This window comes from Brevibacterium sp. HMSC24B04 (assembly GCF_001806835.1).
In the GTDB taxonomy this organism is placed as follows: Bacteria; Actinomycetota; Actinomycetes; order Actinomycetales; family Brevibacteriaceae; genus Brevibacterium; species Brevibacterium ravenspurgense.
This window is the reverse complement of record NZ_KV786098.1, coordinates 20,241-35,963: the sequence shown is the minus strand read 5'-3', so window position 1 is coordinate 35,963 and position 15,723 is coordinate 20,241. Positions and strand designations below refer to the sequence as shown.

Here is a 15,723-nt window from a genome sequence, read left to right as displayed (position 1 = left end):
CCATTCGGCTCCACAATGTCGAAAACGGCTCATGCACCGTGGCGTGAGCACACACCGGGCGGCCAGAGCCAGAAGGCCACAGCCACCCGGCGGCCTGAGCATCTCAGTGAAGAGGAGCGATCGTGTCGCACACAGAAGCAGATTTCATCACCGACGCCGAACTGTCCGCAGTCAGCGCAGACGCCATCGAGACCGTCCGCAAGTGGCTGCGCAAGGCGAACCAGCCCAGTGAGGCGGGTTCCACCTCGGCAGCTGGGGCAACCGGAACAAACTCGGCAGCCAAAGAAGCAGCCAACAAGGCCACCCGCCAGGCTGACAAGGGCGCACGCCTCCTGGCAGCGGTGCTGAAGGACCCGAATGGGCTGCCGTTCACGCAGGGCTTCGTCGACCGAGTGATCCGCACGGAAGACCCTCGGGCCGCCGCAAAAGCACTGGCCGAAATCGCCGAACTCACCCCCAAATCACTGCCCTTGGCTGAGCGCATGCAGATCAAGGCCGGCGCCGCCATGGCCGAAAAGCTGCCGCACGTGGTCATCCCCGTCGCGAAGGCTCGGCTGCGGCAGATGGTCGGGCACATGGTGATCGATGCCCGGCCCGAGCCTTTTGGCAAAGCTGTCAAGGCAATGCACGAGGCCGGACACCGCCTCAACATCAACCTGCTGGGCGAAGCAGTGCTCGGCGAACAAGAGGCCGACCGTCACCTGCAGGACACCCGCAGGCTTCTGGCCAGGGACGATGTCGACTACGTATCGATCAAAGTGTCCTCCGTGGCCTCGCAGATCAGCATGTGGGACTACCCCGGCACGGTCGACTACGTGGTGGACCGCCTGCGCCCGCTGTACGAAGACGCCGTCGAACTCGAAGCCGCCGGCCGCGGCCAGAAGTTCATCAACCTCGACATGGAGGAATACCAGGACCTCCACCTGACAATCGACGTCTTCGAACGCCTGCTGAGCGAACCGGCGTTCAAGCAGCTGGAAGCCGGCATCGTTCTGCAGGCCTACCTGCCGGATGCACTCGCAGCCACCCAGCGGCTGGCCGAATTCGGGGCGCAGCGCGTGGCCGACGGCGGCGCGGGCATCAAAGTCCGCCTGGTCAAGGGTGCGAACCTGTCCATGGAACGCGTGCACGCCGAAACCGCCGAATGGCCGCTGACCGTCAACCCCTCCAAACAGGCCACCGACGCCAACTACAAGCGCGTGCTCCACTGGCTGCTGACCCCAGAGAACATGCAGGGGCTGCGCCTGGGTGTCGCCGGACACAACCTGTTCGACATCGCCTTCGCCCATCACTTGTCCAAGCGGCGCGGCGTTGAAGACCGCGTCGAATTCGAAATGCTGCACGGCATGGCCGAAGAACAGTCCGAGCAGGTTGCCGCAGACGTCGGCGACGTCCTCCTGTACGTTCCGGCCGTCGCACCCGAACAGTTCGACGTCGCAATCTCCTACCTGGTGCGCCGCCTAGAAGAAAACGCCGCAAACGAAAACTTCATGTCCGGCATTTTCGACCTGACCGACAGCGGGCCCATCTTCCAGCGCGAACGCAGCCGCTTCCTGGCCTCGCTGAGCGACCTCGAAACCGTACTCGCCCGCGAAGGCGACACACCTCCCGGCCCCAACCGCACGCAGAACCGACTGCACGAGGCGCCGCTCACCACCCAGTCCGACACCTCGGGTGAGAACGCGGGCGCCGGTGAAGGTGAGGGAAGCGCGGCAGATGCGGGCGCATCGGGCGTGGGTCCTGCGGAGACCACCCCCGCAGCGGCCCCCGTCCGCGGCTTCGCAAACGAGCCGAACACCGACCCCGCCCTGCCGGCCAACCAGGAATGGTCCAGGCAGGTGATCGCAGCGGCAGAGCGCATCGACATCAGCCCGCGAACCGCGGATGGCTTCGACGTCGACGCAACAGTGCAGACCGCCAAACAGGCAGCAGCCGACTGGGCAGCACTCGGCGCACGCGGCCGCCTGCCCTACTTCCAGCGGGCAGCCGAACTGTTCGCACAACGACGCGGCGAATTCCTCGCAGTCGCAGCGGCCGAAGCAGGCAAAACACTCGCCCAGTCCGACCCCGAACTGTCCGAAGCCATCGACTTCATCCGCTACTACGCCGACCAAGCCCTCGAGATCGAAGAAATCGAAACCCGCGACGGCGTGCAGTTCACGCCTGATCAAGTAACTGTCATTACACCTCCGTGGAACTTCCCCGTAGCAATTCCAACGGGATCGACCGTGGCAGCACTCGCCGCAGGTTCAGCAGTCATCCACAAACCTTCGGGCATGACGCCCGAGTGTTCGCGGATGATCGTCGAAACGCTGTGGCAAGCGGGCATCCCGCGCAACGTCCTACAGCTGGTGCCGCCGATTGAAAGCGAAACCGGCAAGGCGCTGATCAGCCATCCGGACGTTGACAGGGTCATCCTGACAGGAGCCTCTGACACAGCTGCGCTTTTCCGTTCGTTCCGCCCATCCCTGGCGATCAACGCAGAAACCAGCGGCAAGAACGCAATGATCATCACCCCGTCCGCCGACCGCGACCTCGCCGTGGCCGACCTTGTGAACTCAGCATTCGGACACGCGGGACAGAAGTGCTCGGCCGCTTCGCTGGGTATTCTGGTGGGCTCGATGTACGACTCACAGCGCTTCCTGAGCCAGCTGGTCGACGCGACGGAATCTCTCATTGTGGACTCCCCGCTCAACCTGTCGGCCACCATCGGACCGCTGACGGGAGCCCCCAGCGACAAGCTCCAGCGCGGGCTGACCCGCCTGGAAGTCGGCGAAGAATGGCTCATCAAACCGAAACTGCTCGCTGCGGCACCCGGCATCCCAACCGGAGACATTTCCCCTGGTGAGAAGCAGGTGGGAGCCGGTGGCACCTCGTCAGATTCGGACCAGCGGGCACCGGGTATGCCCGGTCCGCTATGGCGTCCGGGTATCCGGACTGGCGTGCAGCCGGGGTCGTTCTTCCACATGACGGAGTGCTTCGGACCGGTGCTCGGGCTCATGCACGCGCGCGATCTTGACGAAGCCATCCGCCTGCAGAACGCCGTCGAGTACGGTCTGACCGCCGGTATTCACTCGCTCGATCCGCGCGAAGTCGACGAATGGCTCGGCCGCGTCCAAGCCGGCAACCTGTACGTCAACCGCGGAATCACGGGCGCGATTGTGCGCCGCCAGAGCTTCGGTGGCTGGAAGAAGTCGTCGGTCGGGCTGGGCTCCAAGGCCGGCGGCCCCAACTACGTTCACATGATGGGCACCTGGGCGGACAGGCCTGGTTCGGCTGCTCTGGCTGACGAGGTGGAGGCACCCGGGTCCTCGACATCTTCGGGTGCTGCGGGTGGTTCAGTTTCGGGCACTGCGGCAACGCGTGATGAACGCGATTGGCTTGAACGCGCCCGCCGCTCTGATGACGAAGCCATTCGCCGCGAGTTCGGCGTTGCCCGCGACTCGGACGGTTTCGAATCGGAGGCGAACATCTTCCGCTACCTGCCCACGGCGGTGACCGTGCGCGTGACTGCTGAGGCAAAGCCTGTGGAAATCACACGCGTGGCCGAAGCTGCTCAGCGTCTGGGCACGCCGCTGACCTGGAGTGTTGCCTCTGATGCTGAAGGGTCTGTCCGCGCGGCAGCGGTTGCGGCAGCTGGTTCTGGGGTGGACGCTGGTGGAAGCGCGAACGGCACGGGTGGCGGCGTCGCCCTTGAATCGGCCGCTGAGTTCGGCAAGCGCCTGTCCGATGGCCAGCTTTTGGTCAACGGAGCAGCCCGCGTGCGCAGCATCGGTGCGGCGGAAGCCGAAGTGCTCGAAGCCATTGTCGACCGGCCGGAAGTGGCCGTGCTCGATGAGCCGGTGACCGCCTCGGGCCGCATCGAAGGCCGCTACTACCTGCACGAGCAGGCAATCTCGATGACGCTGCACCGCTTCGGCGACCCAGACCCGGGCTTCCACCGCCTAGCTGAACGCCTGGGCCGGACGGCGTAAGCGGACCGAATCTGCTCGGGCGTGCAAAAACTCGGCCGAAATCGCAGTTTTCGGCCGAGTTTTTGCACGTATAAGCAGAATCCGGAGTTTTTGCACGTGGCAGCAGAGTTACTCCCCTACCTTGGTCTCCTCCGTCACAGCGACGTTCGAGTTCAGCCACCACGTGTAGTGGTCGAGAACATCGTGGGCGATCCGCTCACGCGAGTAGTCCAGGATGTCGTAGGTTCCGCCACCGGGAACCTTGACCTCGAGCTGGCTCGAGACATCGTCGGCTTCGCGCATGCGGGTGCCGTAGGTTGCGGCCTTGATCTGGCGAATCTGCGCCGTGTAGTCGAAGTTCTCCAGCATTTCGTGCGTGCCCTGAACAGTGAGCGACACGGAGTGCTTGATGTTCTTCGACACGTCGTCTTCGCGGACGATCTGCGCGTCAACTCCCTGCTCACGCAGTTCCGCTGCGACTTCTTCCAGCGCGGGGATGACAACCTCGGACATGCGCTCCTGCGTGGATCGCAGCGACACATTGCCGAACTGGCGCCGCAGACGATTCCGCCAGCTGCCAGCACCAGCGCCACCCGCCGCACCAGCACCGGCACCGCCGCCAACGACACCGCCAGCACCGACAACCTGCGAGCGCAGCGAATCCATCATGGCGTTCGTCTGCTTGCGTTCGCCTTCGAGTGCGCGCAGCAGACCAATGGCAACCAAGATCATGACGAATGCGAACGGCAAGCCCATAACAACCGTGGCGTACTGCAGCGCGGTGATGCCGCCGACCACCAGCATGGCGATCGTCAGAACACCGGTTGCCACGGCCCACAGGATGCGCACCCACGGTTTGGCGTCGGTTTCGGCATCCGGGAGGCGGCTGGTGAGGTTTGCCATGACCAGTGCACCGGAGTCAGCCGATGTCACGTAGAACAGCAGACCGACGAACGTTGCCAGTCCCACCAGGAAGAACGCTCCGGGGAACTGCTGCAGCAGCATGTAGAAACCGGACTCCGGTGTGTCGACTGCAGCTTCGGCAAACGCGGTGTCGCCCGAACGGATGCGCGCAATCGCCGTGTTTCCGAACATCGTCACCCACATGAGGATGTAGATGAACGGGATGGTGAGCGTGCCGATGACGAACTGTCCCAGCGTGCGGCCCTTGGAGATGCGGGCCAGGAACATGCCGACGAAGCTTGCCCAGGCAACCCACCAGGCCCAGAAGAACAGGGTCCACAGGTTCATCCATTCGGCCGGGTGGTCGTATGCCATCGTGTCGAGTGTCAGGCCGGGGAACATGCTGATGAAGTCGCCGACGTTCATGGTTGCGGCACGCAGCAGGAATGCGGTGTCGCCGAACACCAGAACCCAGCCGGCCAGCACGAGTGCGAGCACCACGTTGAGCTGGCTGAGGATGCGGATGCCCTTATCAACACCGGATGTCGCCGACACGATTGCCACGAGAACCGCGACGACCACGAGGCCGACCTGAGCAGGGGTGCCCTGGTCGATGCCGAACATGATGTCCAGGCCCACGTTGAGCATGACCACGCCAATACCGAGCGAGGTTGCAACACCGAAGATCGTGCCGAGCACCGTCGCGATGTCGACGGCGTTGCCCACGCCGCCCTTGATGCGCTTGCCGAACAGCGGGTAGAGCGCCGAACGGACTGCCAGCGGGAGGCCCTTGCGGTGGGCGAAGTAGCCCAGGGCGATGCCCATGAGCGTGTACATGCCCCAGCCGGTGATGCCGTAGTGGAACAGCGTCCACACGGTGCCTTCGCGTGCCGCGTCAAGCGATCCGGCTTCCGTCACGGGAGGCGCCAGGTACTGCGAGGCGGGTTCGGCAACCGCGAAGAACATCACGTCAGTGCCGATGCCGGCTGCGAACAGCATGGATGCCCACGCGAACGTCGAGTATTCGGGACGGTCAGTGTCCTTGCCCAAGCGGATCTTTGAGTACCGCAGGGCGAGCACCACCACGAACACCAAAATCGCGGTGGCCAGCAGGATGTAGAACCAGCCGAACCAGTTGCCGATCCATCCCACGAGCACGCCGAGTGTCGCCTCGGCCGACTCCGTGAAGAACAGCGCCCACCCGGCGACCAGCGCGATGAACACGCCGGTCACGCCGAGCACAACCGGCTTGACCTTGGGGCTGGTCACCTGGGGCCGAAGCTCAGGTTCGACTTCTGCAACAGCTGACGAGGTGCCGCCCGCCGCAGTCTGGGACTGCGGCTTGGGGTTTGATGGGGTGCTGCTCACTTGTCATCACCCGCAGCCATTGCCTCAAGCGCACTGGGGATGTCCGTGCGGGCGTTCCACGCGCTGTTGCGCGGGTCGCCTTCGGGGTACAGCGGCATACCGGACTTGGCCTTGTAGACCGGCGGGTATTCGGGCTCGAGCATGGTGTTGCCGGCAATGAGGTCGGCAGCGCGCTCAGCAACCATCATGACGGGTGCGTAGATGTTGCCGTTGGTGATGGTCGGGAAGACTGAAGCGTCGACAACGCGCAGTCCCTCGGTGCCGTGGACCTTCATGGACGACGGGTCGACAACCGACATGTCGTCGACACCCATCTTCGCCGAGCACGACGGGTGCAGAGCGGTTTCTGCGTCGCGGCGGATCCAGTCGAGGATCTCCTCGTCGGTTTCAACGTCCTTACCGGGCGACAGTTCGCCGCCGTCGAACGGTGCGAACGCCGGCTGGGACAGGATGTGGCGTGCAGCGCGCACAACCTCAACCCATTCGCGACGGTCGTTTTCGGTCGACAGGTAGTTGAACAGGATCGACGGGTGCTGCTTGGGGTCGTTCGACTTGATCTTCACGTGGCCGCGAACGTCGGAGTTCATCGGGCCGATGTGCACCTGGTAGCCGTGTTCGTGGTCGCCGCCGGTGCCGTCGTAACGAACGGCGATCGGCAGGAAGTGGAACATGAGGTTCGGGTACACGACGTCGTCGTTGGTGCGGATGAAGCCGCCGCCCTCGAAGTGGTTCGAAGCACCCACACCGGCGTTGGCGAACAGCCACTGCGCACCGATCCACGGGGCCTTCCACATCTTCAGCCACGGCTGGATGGAAACCGGCTGCACCGATTCGTGCTGCAGGTAGACCTCGAGGTGGTCCTGCAGGTTCTCACCAACACCCGGCAGGTCGACGCGCGGCTTGATGCCGACCGAACGCAGGTGGTCGGGGTCGCCCACACCGGACAGCTGCAGCACCTGAGGTGAGTTGAAGGCACCTCCACAGAGGATCACCTCGCCGGCGGAGACGCTGTGCGGCTTCTTTCCGCCTCGTACGAAGTCGACCCCGGTCACACGGGTGCCGTTCCAGCGCAGCTGGGTGACAAAAGCGAGAGTCGCAATGTCGAGGTTCTTGCGGTTCTTGACCGGCCACAGGTAGGAACGCGAAGCGCTCATGCGCGAACCCTTGTAGGTGTTCGCATCGAAGGGGGCGAAGCCCTCCTGGCGGTAGCCGTTGACGTCGTCCGTCGGAGCGTAGCCGGCCTGGCGGGTGGCCTCGAAGAACGCCTGGAACAGCGGGCTGTTGGCCTTCTTGCGCTCAAGGGTCAGCGGACCGGCGCCGCCGCGCCACTCATCGGCACCGGCAAGGGTCGTCTCCATGCGCTTGAAGTACGGCAGGACGTGGGCGTAGTCCCAGTCCTCCATGCCTTCGAAGGTGGCCCACTTGTCGTAGTCACCGGCGTTTCCGCGCTGGAAGATCATGCCGTTGATCGAGCTCGAACCGCCCAGCACCTTACCGCGGGTGTGCGCCACGCGACGGCCGCCCATGTGCGGTTCCGGGTCAGTCTGGTAGCGCCAGTCGTACATCGGGTTGCCCGACGGGAACATGAGTGCGGCAGGCATGTGGATCAGCGGGTCGAACTTGAAGTCCGCACGGCCGGCCTCCAGCACGAGCACGCTGGTGCTGGGGTCAGCCGACAGGCGGTTGGCGAGCGCCGAACCGGCGGAACCGCCGCCGACGATCACATAGTCATAGTGCTTCTTCACGGGAACACTCCTTGGAATTGAGAACAGAAGATTGAGGGGTGGGTCAGGCTCTGCGAGTCAGGCTTTGCGGCCGGAGAACCAGTCGGCCGGTGCCGGCTTGGTGTTGTGCCAGACGTGCTTGACCTCCTGGTATTCGGCCAGGCCGTCTTCGCCGAGTTCACGGCCGATGCCGGACTGCTTCATGCCGCCCCATTCGGCCTGCGGGACGTACGGGTGGAAGTCGTTGATCCAGACGGTGCCGTGGCGCAGGCGGCCGGCGACACGTTCGGCGCGGCCGGCGTTTTCGGTCCACACGGCACCGGCAAGGCCGTAGATGGTGTCATTGCCCAGTGCCACTGCGGCGTCCTCGGCAGCTTCCGCGGTATCGCCGGAGAAGGTTTCGACGGTCAGCACGGGGCCGAAGGACTCGTCGTGGACGCAGCGCATCGACTGGTCGCAGCGGTCGAGGATGGTCGGCAGGTAGTAGGAGCCCTGCGCCAGTTCGCCTTCGCCGCGCTTGCCGCCGGTGCGCAGAACAGCACCGTCTTCGATGGCCTCTTCGACGTAGCGGTGCACCTTGTTCAGGTGGTCTTCGCTGATGAGCGGGCCGGTTTCGGCGTTTTCGTCAAACGGGCCGCCCAGGCGGATCAGTTCGGCGCGGCGAACGAGTTCGTCGACGACCTCATCGTGAATCGACTCTTCGACGATCAGACGAGCACCAGCCGAGCACACCTGGCCGGAGTCCAGGAAGATCGCGGTGAGCGCGTTGTCGATTGCCGCTTCGAGATCAGCGTCGGCAAAGATGATGTTGGGGTTCTTACCGCCCAGTTCCAGGGCGACCTTCTTCACGGTCGGAGCGGCCGCGGCCATGATCACGCGGCCGGTTTCGAGACCACCAGTGAACGACACGAGGTCCACCTGCGGGTTTTCCGTCATTTCGGCACCCACGGTGCCACCCGGACCGGTGACGAGGTTTGCGACACCAGCCGGAAGCCCCGCCTCGTCAAGGGCATCCATGAGCCACATGGCGGTCTGGGGAGTCAGCTCGGCCGGCTTGAGCACGAAGGTGTTTCCGGCGGCGATGGCCGGAGCGATCTTCCAGGCCGTCTGCAGCAGCGGGAAGTTCCACGGGGTGATGAGCGAGCACACGCCCACCGGTTCGGTGACGACGCGGCTGGAGATGGTCGGGTCGCCCGGGTCAACCACGCGGCCCGCGTGCTTGTCAGCCAGGCCTGCGAAGTGGCGGAAGACGTTGATGATGTCGTCCATGTCCTGCTGGGACTCGACGAAGCGCTTGCCCGTGTCCTCGGATTCCATGCGGGCGACCTTGTCTTTGTCGCGCTCGAGGATGTCGGCCAGACGGTTGACAATGGCGCCGCGTTCGGCTGCCGGGGTAGTTGACCAGGTGCCTTCGTCGAAAGTTTTGCGGGCGGTTTCGATGGCGCGGCGGGCGTCAGCACGGTCGCCTTCGCTGACAGTGATCACGTGCGATCCATCGGCCGGGCAGAGGATGTCTCGGGTTTCCTGTGATTCCGCTTCTTGCCACTGTCCGTTGATGTAAATGCTCGGCACGGCACTTCCTTCGCTTTTGGCTTGTAGGTTTGCTGCGTTTGCTGGCTGGTTTTCGCTTGCGGGGGTTTCGCACGGCGGACGTTTCGCTTGTGGGTGCTTCTCGCGGCGAGAGCTTCACTTACGAAAGCTGCACGTCCCAGCCTCACGCCTCTTTGCAACGATAACGCACGTTATATCGAAAATAAAACGCGCGTTATACTTTTGTTGAGCTACGAGATCGGAGCACGCCAGGCGCCAGCGAGGGTAAGCCGAAGTGCTGCCGAGATTCAGGAGTACGATTGCGAACCATGAAGCCGACAAGCCAGGCCAGCAGCCAGGCGGGTCAATCTCCGAGTGCACCCGCGGATGGGTCAGCAGGCAATCAGCCTGTTGAACAAGCGGGTAGGCCTGCGGCGAGTTCGGTGCGTAAGCAGGCGACCAAGCCAGCGGGTAGGCCTGCGGCGAGTACGGTGCGTAAGCAAACGACCAAGCCAGTCCGCGAACGACTGTTGGATTCCGCCGACGCACTGCTGTTCATCCACGGTGTCATTTCCACTCCGGTCGACCGGATTCTCAAAGACGCGCAGGCATCCCCGCCGAGTCTCTACTCACACTTCGGGAGCAAAGAAGGGCTGATCGCGGCTGCTCTGCGCCGTCGCCTGCATATTTGGACAGGCGTGTGGGATGCCGAAATCGCTGCGGCTGACTGTCCGAAGGACCGGGCACTGGCCCTCTGGGACGCGCTTACGACGTACCAGGGCGAACACATGACCGAACGCTGGTGCGCCTTCAGCGGGACCGCTGCCGCCATCGAACACCCCAGCGCTCAGTTGCAGGCCGTTCTCGACGAAGAAACCCAGCTGCTGCGCACACGACTCCTGGCCGCGGCCCGCGAAATCACAGGTGAGCCGGCAGGAAGTGAGGGCGCTGAAGAGGTGAGCGGCGCCTCGTCCGCCCAGGCGGGTGGCGCCCCGGGAAGTGGGGATGGCCAGGTGAGCGGCGCCTCGGCGGGTGGTGGTGCGGCGGGCTCAGGCAGCCGAGCGGAGGCGTTGGCGTCGGCACTCATGGTCGCGTACACGGGCACGATGTCCTTGATGTTGCGCGAGGACTACCCCACCGCCATCGCCGAGGGCCGCGCGAGCGCCGAAGCGCTCATCGACGCGTTCACCGCGGCGTAAAGCACAAACGGCAACACGCACCGGCTTCTGCTTCTGCTCCTGCGTGCAAAAACTCCGGAATCTGCTTAGGTGGTCAGAAACTCGGCCAAAAACCCTGTTTTGGCCCGAGTTTTTGCACGCAGGAGCAGATTCTCCAGAGCTTTGACTTCGGTGCTCCGTGCAGGGGACAACTCAGGTGCTGTCCACAGGGTCCAGAAACCCGTGGCACCTGCTGCTCGAGCGCTCCTACCTTCCGAATATGGGGCATGGAGAAAACACGACGTCCGGTTTATGGAAACCGGCCACAGGTATTGCCACCACGGGAAGCCTTCTGAACAACGGTGTAACCAGGTGGACAATCGATGCCAACAGCCGACAGCTGGTTCACGGTGTACGAGCGTTCGGTGACATTCGAAGCATCGGCAGGGCGCCACGTTGGGCAGATGACTTGTGGTTTAAACAGCGAGAACTGCTTTCTGCCGTGCAGAGCAAATACCCCGAAGCGACCGGAGTAGGGCCTACTGCGGGAGCGCTCTACGGCATGGTTTTGCCTTACAGACTCCAGCGTGAAGAACTGGTGTTCGTAAGTACCGGCCGCAGAGGCAGACAGATTCGCATGAAGAACGTCAGGTCCAACCGCAAACCCATAGATAAAAGAGTCCTTTGGTTCGACCTTCCAGTCGCCTCCGGACTGGAAGTTATGGTTCAAATCGCTGCGGAGTTGAACTTCCGTGAGGCGTTGCAGCTTCTTGATGGACTCTTGGGCACGTGGAACGGCGGCCCGAAAGTCGACCACGCCAAACTCAAGAACTTCATCCGGGAGCTGCCGCAGTCCCGCACCTACAGAACTCTGCGCAAAGCCCTGCCACTGGCCAGACCAGGGGTGCAGTCACCTCGGGAAACGAGCCTGCGCCTCGAGATCATTCGCGCAGGACTGCCCGAACCGGCGGTCAACCCGCGGATCTATCTGCCGAGCATCGGCGAGTACAGGAAACCCGACCTGGCTTGGGAGGAATACAAGGTGTGCTGCGAATACGAAGGCATCCACCACATGACCGATGCGGACCAGTGGTCCAGCGATATCCGCAGATACCGCGCTTTCGAGGCCGCAGGCTGGACAGTCATCCGGGTGACCAAATCGATGCCGCCGGCCGAATACCTCGCGGTGATTCGAGACGCCCTGCGGGCACGCGGCTGGAAACCCTGACTACACCTTGAAGCGTTCGGGGCCCTTCAGTGCTCGCAGTGCGTAGACGATTGCGGCCAGGTCGATGACTTCCTGCAGCAGCGCACCCACAACGGCTGGAATGAAACCGAAGAAGGCGAAGCCCATCAGCACGAGCGACAAAATGATGCCGATCCAAATGGCGCTCTTCGCCACCGCCAAAGTCCAACGCCCAATGTCGACAGCCTTGCCAACACGGGAAATATCGTCACGGGTGATCACGACATCAGCAGCTTCGGAGGCCTCTGTATCGCCGCGAGCCCCCATCGCAATGCCAACCCCGGCAGCCGCGAGAACCGGCGCATCGTTGACTCCGTCACCGACCATGATGACCGGTTTCGGCTCGATCTCGTGCAGCAGACGAACCTTGTCCTCCGGCAACAGCGATGCGTGCACATCGTCAATCCCGACCTCAGCAGCAATCGCCTGCGCAGTGTACGGGTTGTCGCCGGTGAGCATCGTGACTTTCTCAAAGCCGTGCCGCCTCAGCTCCGAAACCAACTGTCCGGCGTTGTCCCTCGCCTGATCATCAAGGATCAGCGCACCGGCATACTCATTGCCGGCCGACACATAAGCGGCAGTCTGACCGGCCTCGAACTCAACCTCAAACGCCTCCGGCGCCATGCCGCGAACAAAACCAAGCGTGCCAACGCGAACGACAACGCCAGCCGCACCGCCAGCAGCAGCGCCGCCAGCAGCACCAAAGCTGACCTCGGCCTCGACACCTTCAGTCGCGACCTCACGACCATTCCGCGCCTCGGGAAGCGAAAGCCCCTCAGCAGCCTCAATCACACCGAGTGCCAAAACGTGAGATGAAAACTGTTCGGCAGCAGCCGCAACAGCCAGCAGTTCGTCCTCAGAGACACCAACGGCGCGCACCTTGGCAACCGTCGGCCGGCCGTAAGTCAGTGTGCCCGTCTTGTCGAAGGCAGCGGTCGAAGCCGAACCCAACGCCTCAAGGACGGCACCGCCCTTGACGATGATTCCCGCATTCGACGCCCGGCTCATACCACCAAGGAACGCAACGGGAGCAGCAATCAGCAGCGGGCACGGCGTGGCCAGAACCAGCACCTCGGCAAACCGGACAGGGTCACCGCTGAGCCACCACGCAAGCCCTGCGATCAGCAGCGACACCGCCGTAAACGGCATGGCGTAGCGGTCGGCCACACGAACAATCGGCGCCTGCTGATCCTCAGTCTGGCGCACCAAAGCAATGATCTTCTGGTACTGCGAATCCGCCGCCGAACGCGTTGCGCGCATCCGCACGGCCTGCGTGCCGTTGACCGAACCAGACAGAATCGTGTCGCCGACATCCTTCGCGACAGCCGCCGACTCACCCGTCAAAGACGATTCATCGAACGAACCCGCGTCAATCGCCTCGCCGTCAACAGGAACAACTTCGGCAGGCCGCACAAGCAGAACATCGCCGGGCTCCACACGGTCGATTTCAATGTTTTCTGCCTGGTCAACAGGGGCATCAACAGCCGGCAGTCGGTGTGCCCGCTGCGGGGCGCGGTCCAACAAGCTGCGCAGATCACGGCGGGCACGCGCGGCCGCGTAGTCTTCCAGCGCCTCGCCGCCGGTGAGCATGAGCGCAATAATCGACGCCGCCAAATACTCCCCGACCGCAAGCGAGGCGGTCATCGCCACGACGGCCAGAATGTCGAGCCCGAGCTCCCGCCGCAAAAGCTGCTTGACCATGTCGATGACGGTCAGCAGGATGACGAACCCGACGAACACCGTCGCCACCAGCTGCGCAGCGGTGGTCAGGCCGGAAAAGTGCAGCGCGAGAACAACGATGAGCTCCACCAGCACCGCGGCCAGCAGCTTGTACTCACGGAAAATGCGCATCACGGTTCCCATACTCCGATACTGCCCAATCCGCGGATTTCCGCCAGCAAGCTATGCCTTGCCTAACAGGGACGGAAGCGCTTCGTCTGCCTGCGTTTACATTCTGCTCTGGAGTGCAAAAACTCGGCCGAAATCAGCGATTCCGACCGAGTTTTTGCACGTGGCAGCAGAAACCGGAGTTTTTGCACATCGCAGCAGTGTCAGGACGCAAAGCCAACGCCAAAGCCGGGCCCAACTCAGAGCCCTAACCCCAACCCCGCGGCTAAACCCCTACATCAGATGAACTCAACGCCCTGGGCCAGGGGCAGTTCGCCCGAGTAGTTGATGGTGTTCGTCGCCTGGCGCATGTAGGCCTGCCAGGAATCGGTGCCGGATTCGCGGCCCCAACCGGTTTCCTTATTGCCGCCGAATGCGCCGCCGATTTCAGCACCGGACGTACCGATGTTGACGTTCGCGATGCCGGTGTCGGAGTAGGCGAGGAAACGCTCGGCTTCTGCAAGTTCCGAGGTGAACACGGCACTCGACAGGCCCTGCGGAACCGCGTTGTTGAGTTCCACGGCGGCGTCGAAGTCGTCGTACTCCATGACGTAGAGGATGGGTGCGAAGGTTTCATCTTCCACGATCTGCGTCTGCGAGGGCATGCGGACGACGGCCGGTTCGACGTAGTAGGCGTCGTCAGCTTCGTCGGTGAGCACGCGCTTGCCGCCGCAGACAATCGTTCCGCCCTGTTCTTCTGCCGCGCGAAGTGCGTTCTGCATGGCGTCGAAGGAAGCCTTGTTGATGAGCGGACCAACCAGCGTGCCGTCGTCGGTGGGCGAGCCGATGGCCAGCGTGCCGTAGGCCTTGGCCACACGGTCAACGAGGTCATCGGCGATCGAGGAGTGCACAATCAGGCGGCGCAGCGTGGTGCAGCGCTGACCGGCCGTGCCCGCGGCTGCGAAGACAACCCCGCGCAGAGCCAGGTCGAGGTCTGCGCTGGGTGCGACGATTGCCGCGTTGTTGCCGCCGAGTTCAAGCAGCACCCGGCCAAAGCGTTCAGCCACAACGGGGCCGACCTTGCGACCCATGGCAACCGAACCGGTGGCCGAAACCAGGTCGACGCGCTTGTCGGCAACCATGGCCGCACCGAGGTCGCGGTCGCCCAGCAGCACCTGGCTGAGGTTTTCCGGCGCACCGCAGTCCTTCGCGGCACGGCGCAGCAGAGCCTCCGCACCAATGGCCGACAGCGACGAGGTTTCCGACGGCTTCCACACCACCGTGTCACCGGCAATGAGGGCGAGTGCGGTGTTCCACGCGAACACGGCCACGGGGAAGTTGAACGCCGTGATGATGCCGACAACGCCCAGCGGGTGCCACGTTTCCATCAGGCGGTGGCCGGGACGCTCCGACGGCAGGGTCTTGCCGAACAGCTGACGCGACTGGCCGAGCGCCAGTTCGCAGATGTCGATCATCTCCTGCACTTCACCGGCAGCTTCAGACGGAATCTTGCCGGCTTCGATCGTGACGAGTTCGCCCAGGTCAGACTTGTGTTCCTCCAGCAGCTGGCCCCAGCGCTGCACGACCTTGCCGCGCACCGGTGCAGGGACATCGCGCCACTGCTTGAAGGCTTCGCGGGCAGCGTCGAGCTTGCGCCCCATCGCGGCTTCGTCATCGGCCGGCACCTGGCCGAGTTCGGCACCGTTGATGGGCGAACGCAGGGTGAGGCTTCCCGCACCACCTGACGAGGCGGAGGTCAGCTGGTCAAAATCGGCACCGCACGCGGCGAGCGCCTTCTTGGTGGTCTCGAGGATCTGCTGCTGTGTCGGCAGTGACATGTGCGTGTCCTTTCTGAGTTGGTTCTTCAGTCTTGTGAGTTCGGAAGATTGGTGAGTTTGGGGGGCTTGCGGTTGGAGTACTGGCGCTGCGGGGTTTCGTCCCACGGGCGCCGTACCAGCCCAGCTGCGCCGCACCAGCCCGACGGGAGTGCCGGTACCACGGTCTAAAGCCGCCGC

8 protein-coding genes are annotated in these 15,723 nt (G+C 63.6%); 3 read left to right on the top strand and 5 right to left on the bottom strand.

The features are described 5' to 3' along the window. The first annotated feature begins 122 nt into the window (after positions 1 to 122). Positions 123 to 3,974: a proline dehydrogenase family protein gene (locus HMPREF3092_RS08055; protein WP_070424513.1), complete on the top strand. Its 3,852-nt coding sequence runs from the start codon at positions 123 to 125 to the stop codon at positions 3,972 to 3,974. A 108-nt stretch (positions 3,975 to 4,082) separates the two neighbouring features. Here the strand turns inward: HMPREF3092_RS08055 and betT are convergent, their stop codons facing one another. From betT to HMPREF3092_RS08040, 3 genes are read right to left on the bottom strand one after another with little or no spacing between them, the layout of a single operon-like run. Then, positions 4,083 to 6,224, bottom strand: a complete 2,142-nt coding sequence (gene betT, locus HMPREF3092_RS08050) for a choline BCCT transporter BetT (RefSeq protein ID WP_070424512.1) — start codon at positions 6,222 to 6,224, stop codon at positions 4,083 to 4,085. Next, complete coding sequence (betA, locus tag HMPREF3092_RS08045; protein WP_062019957.1) at positions 6,221 to 7,969, bottom strand: choline dehydrogenase; 1,749 nt, start codon at positions 7,967 to 7,969, stop codon at positions 6,221 to 6,223. Before betA ends, betT begins: the two co-directional genes overlap by 4 nt. Before the next feature lie 57 nt (positions 7,970 to 8,026). After that, entirely contained in the window at positions 8,027 to 9,520 is a 1,494-nt protein-coding gene (locus HMPREF3092_RS08040; protein ID WP_070424511.1) for an aldehyde dehydrogenase family protein, read from the bottom strand. 449 nt (positions 9,521 to 9,969) lie between these two features. Here HMPREF3092_RS08040 and HMPREF3092_RS08035 point away from each other — a divergent pair, with 449 nt between their 5' ends. Both HMPREF3092_RS08035 and HMPREF3092_RS08030 read left to right on the top strand, forming a co-directional pair. Continuing rightward, positions 9,970 to 10,677 carry a TetR/AcrR family transcriptional regulator gene (locus HMPREF3092_RS08035; RefSeq protein ID WP_176745712.1) on the top strand — a complete coding sequence of 236 codons (708 nt, stop codon included), beginning with the start codon at positions 9,970 to 9,972 and terminating at the stop codon, positions 10,675 to 10,677. Positions 10,678 to 11,356: 679 nt separating this feature from the next. Further along, positions 11,357 to 11,863 carry an endonuclease domain-containing protein gene (locus tag HMPREF3092_RS08030; RefSeq protein WP_070424509.1) on the top strand — a complete coding sequence of 169 codons (507 nt, stop codon included), beginning with the start codon at positions 11,357 to 11,359 and terminating at the stop codon, positions 11,861 to 11,863. On the opposite strand, the gene HMPREF3092_RS08025 is transcribed toward HMPREF3092_RS08030, so the two are convergent. Beyond that, positions 11,864 to 13,732, bottom strand: coding sequence for a heavy metal translocating P-type ATPase (locus tag HMPREF3092_RS08025; protein WP_256174411.1), 1,869 nt, complete (start codon positions 13,730 to 13,732; stop codon positions 11,864 to 11,866). It abuts the gene before it with no gap. Between the two features lie 275 nt (positions 13,733 to 14,007). Further along, a complete protein-coding gene (locus HMPREF3092_RS08020) occupies positions 14,008 to 15,546 on the bottom strand; it encodes an L-piperidine-6-carboxylate dehydrogenase (RefSeq protein ID WP_019174149.1) in 1,539 nt (512 codons plus the stop codon). Positions 15,547 to 15,723 lie beyond the last annotated feature (177 nt).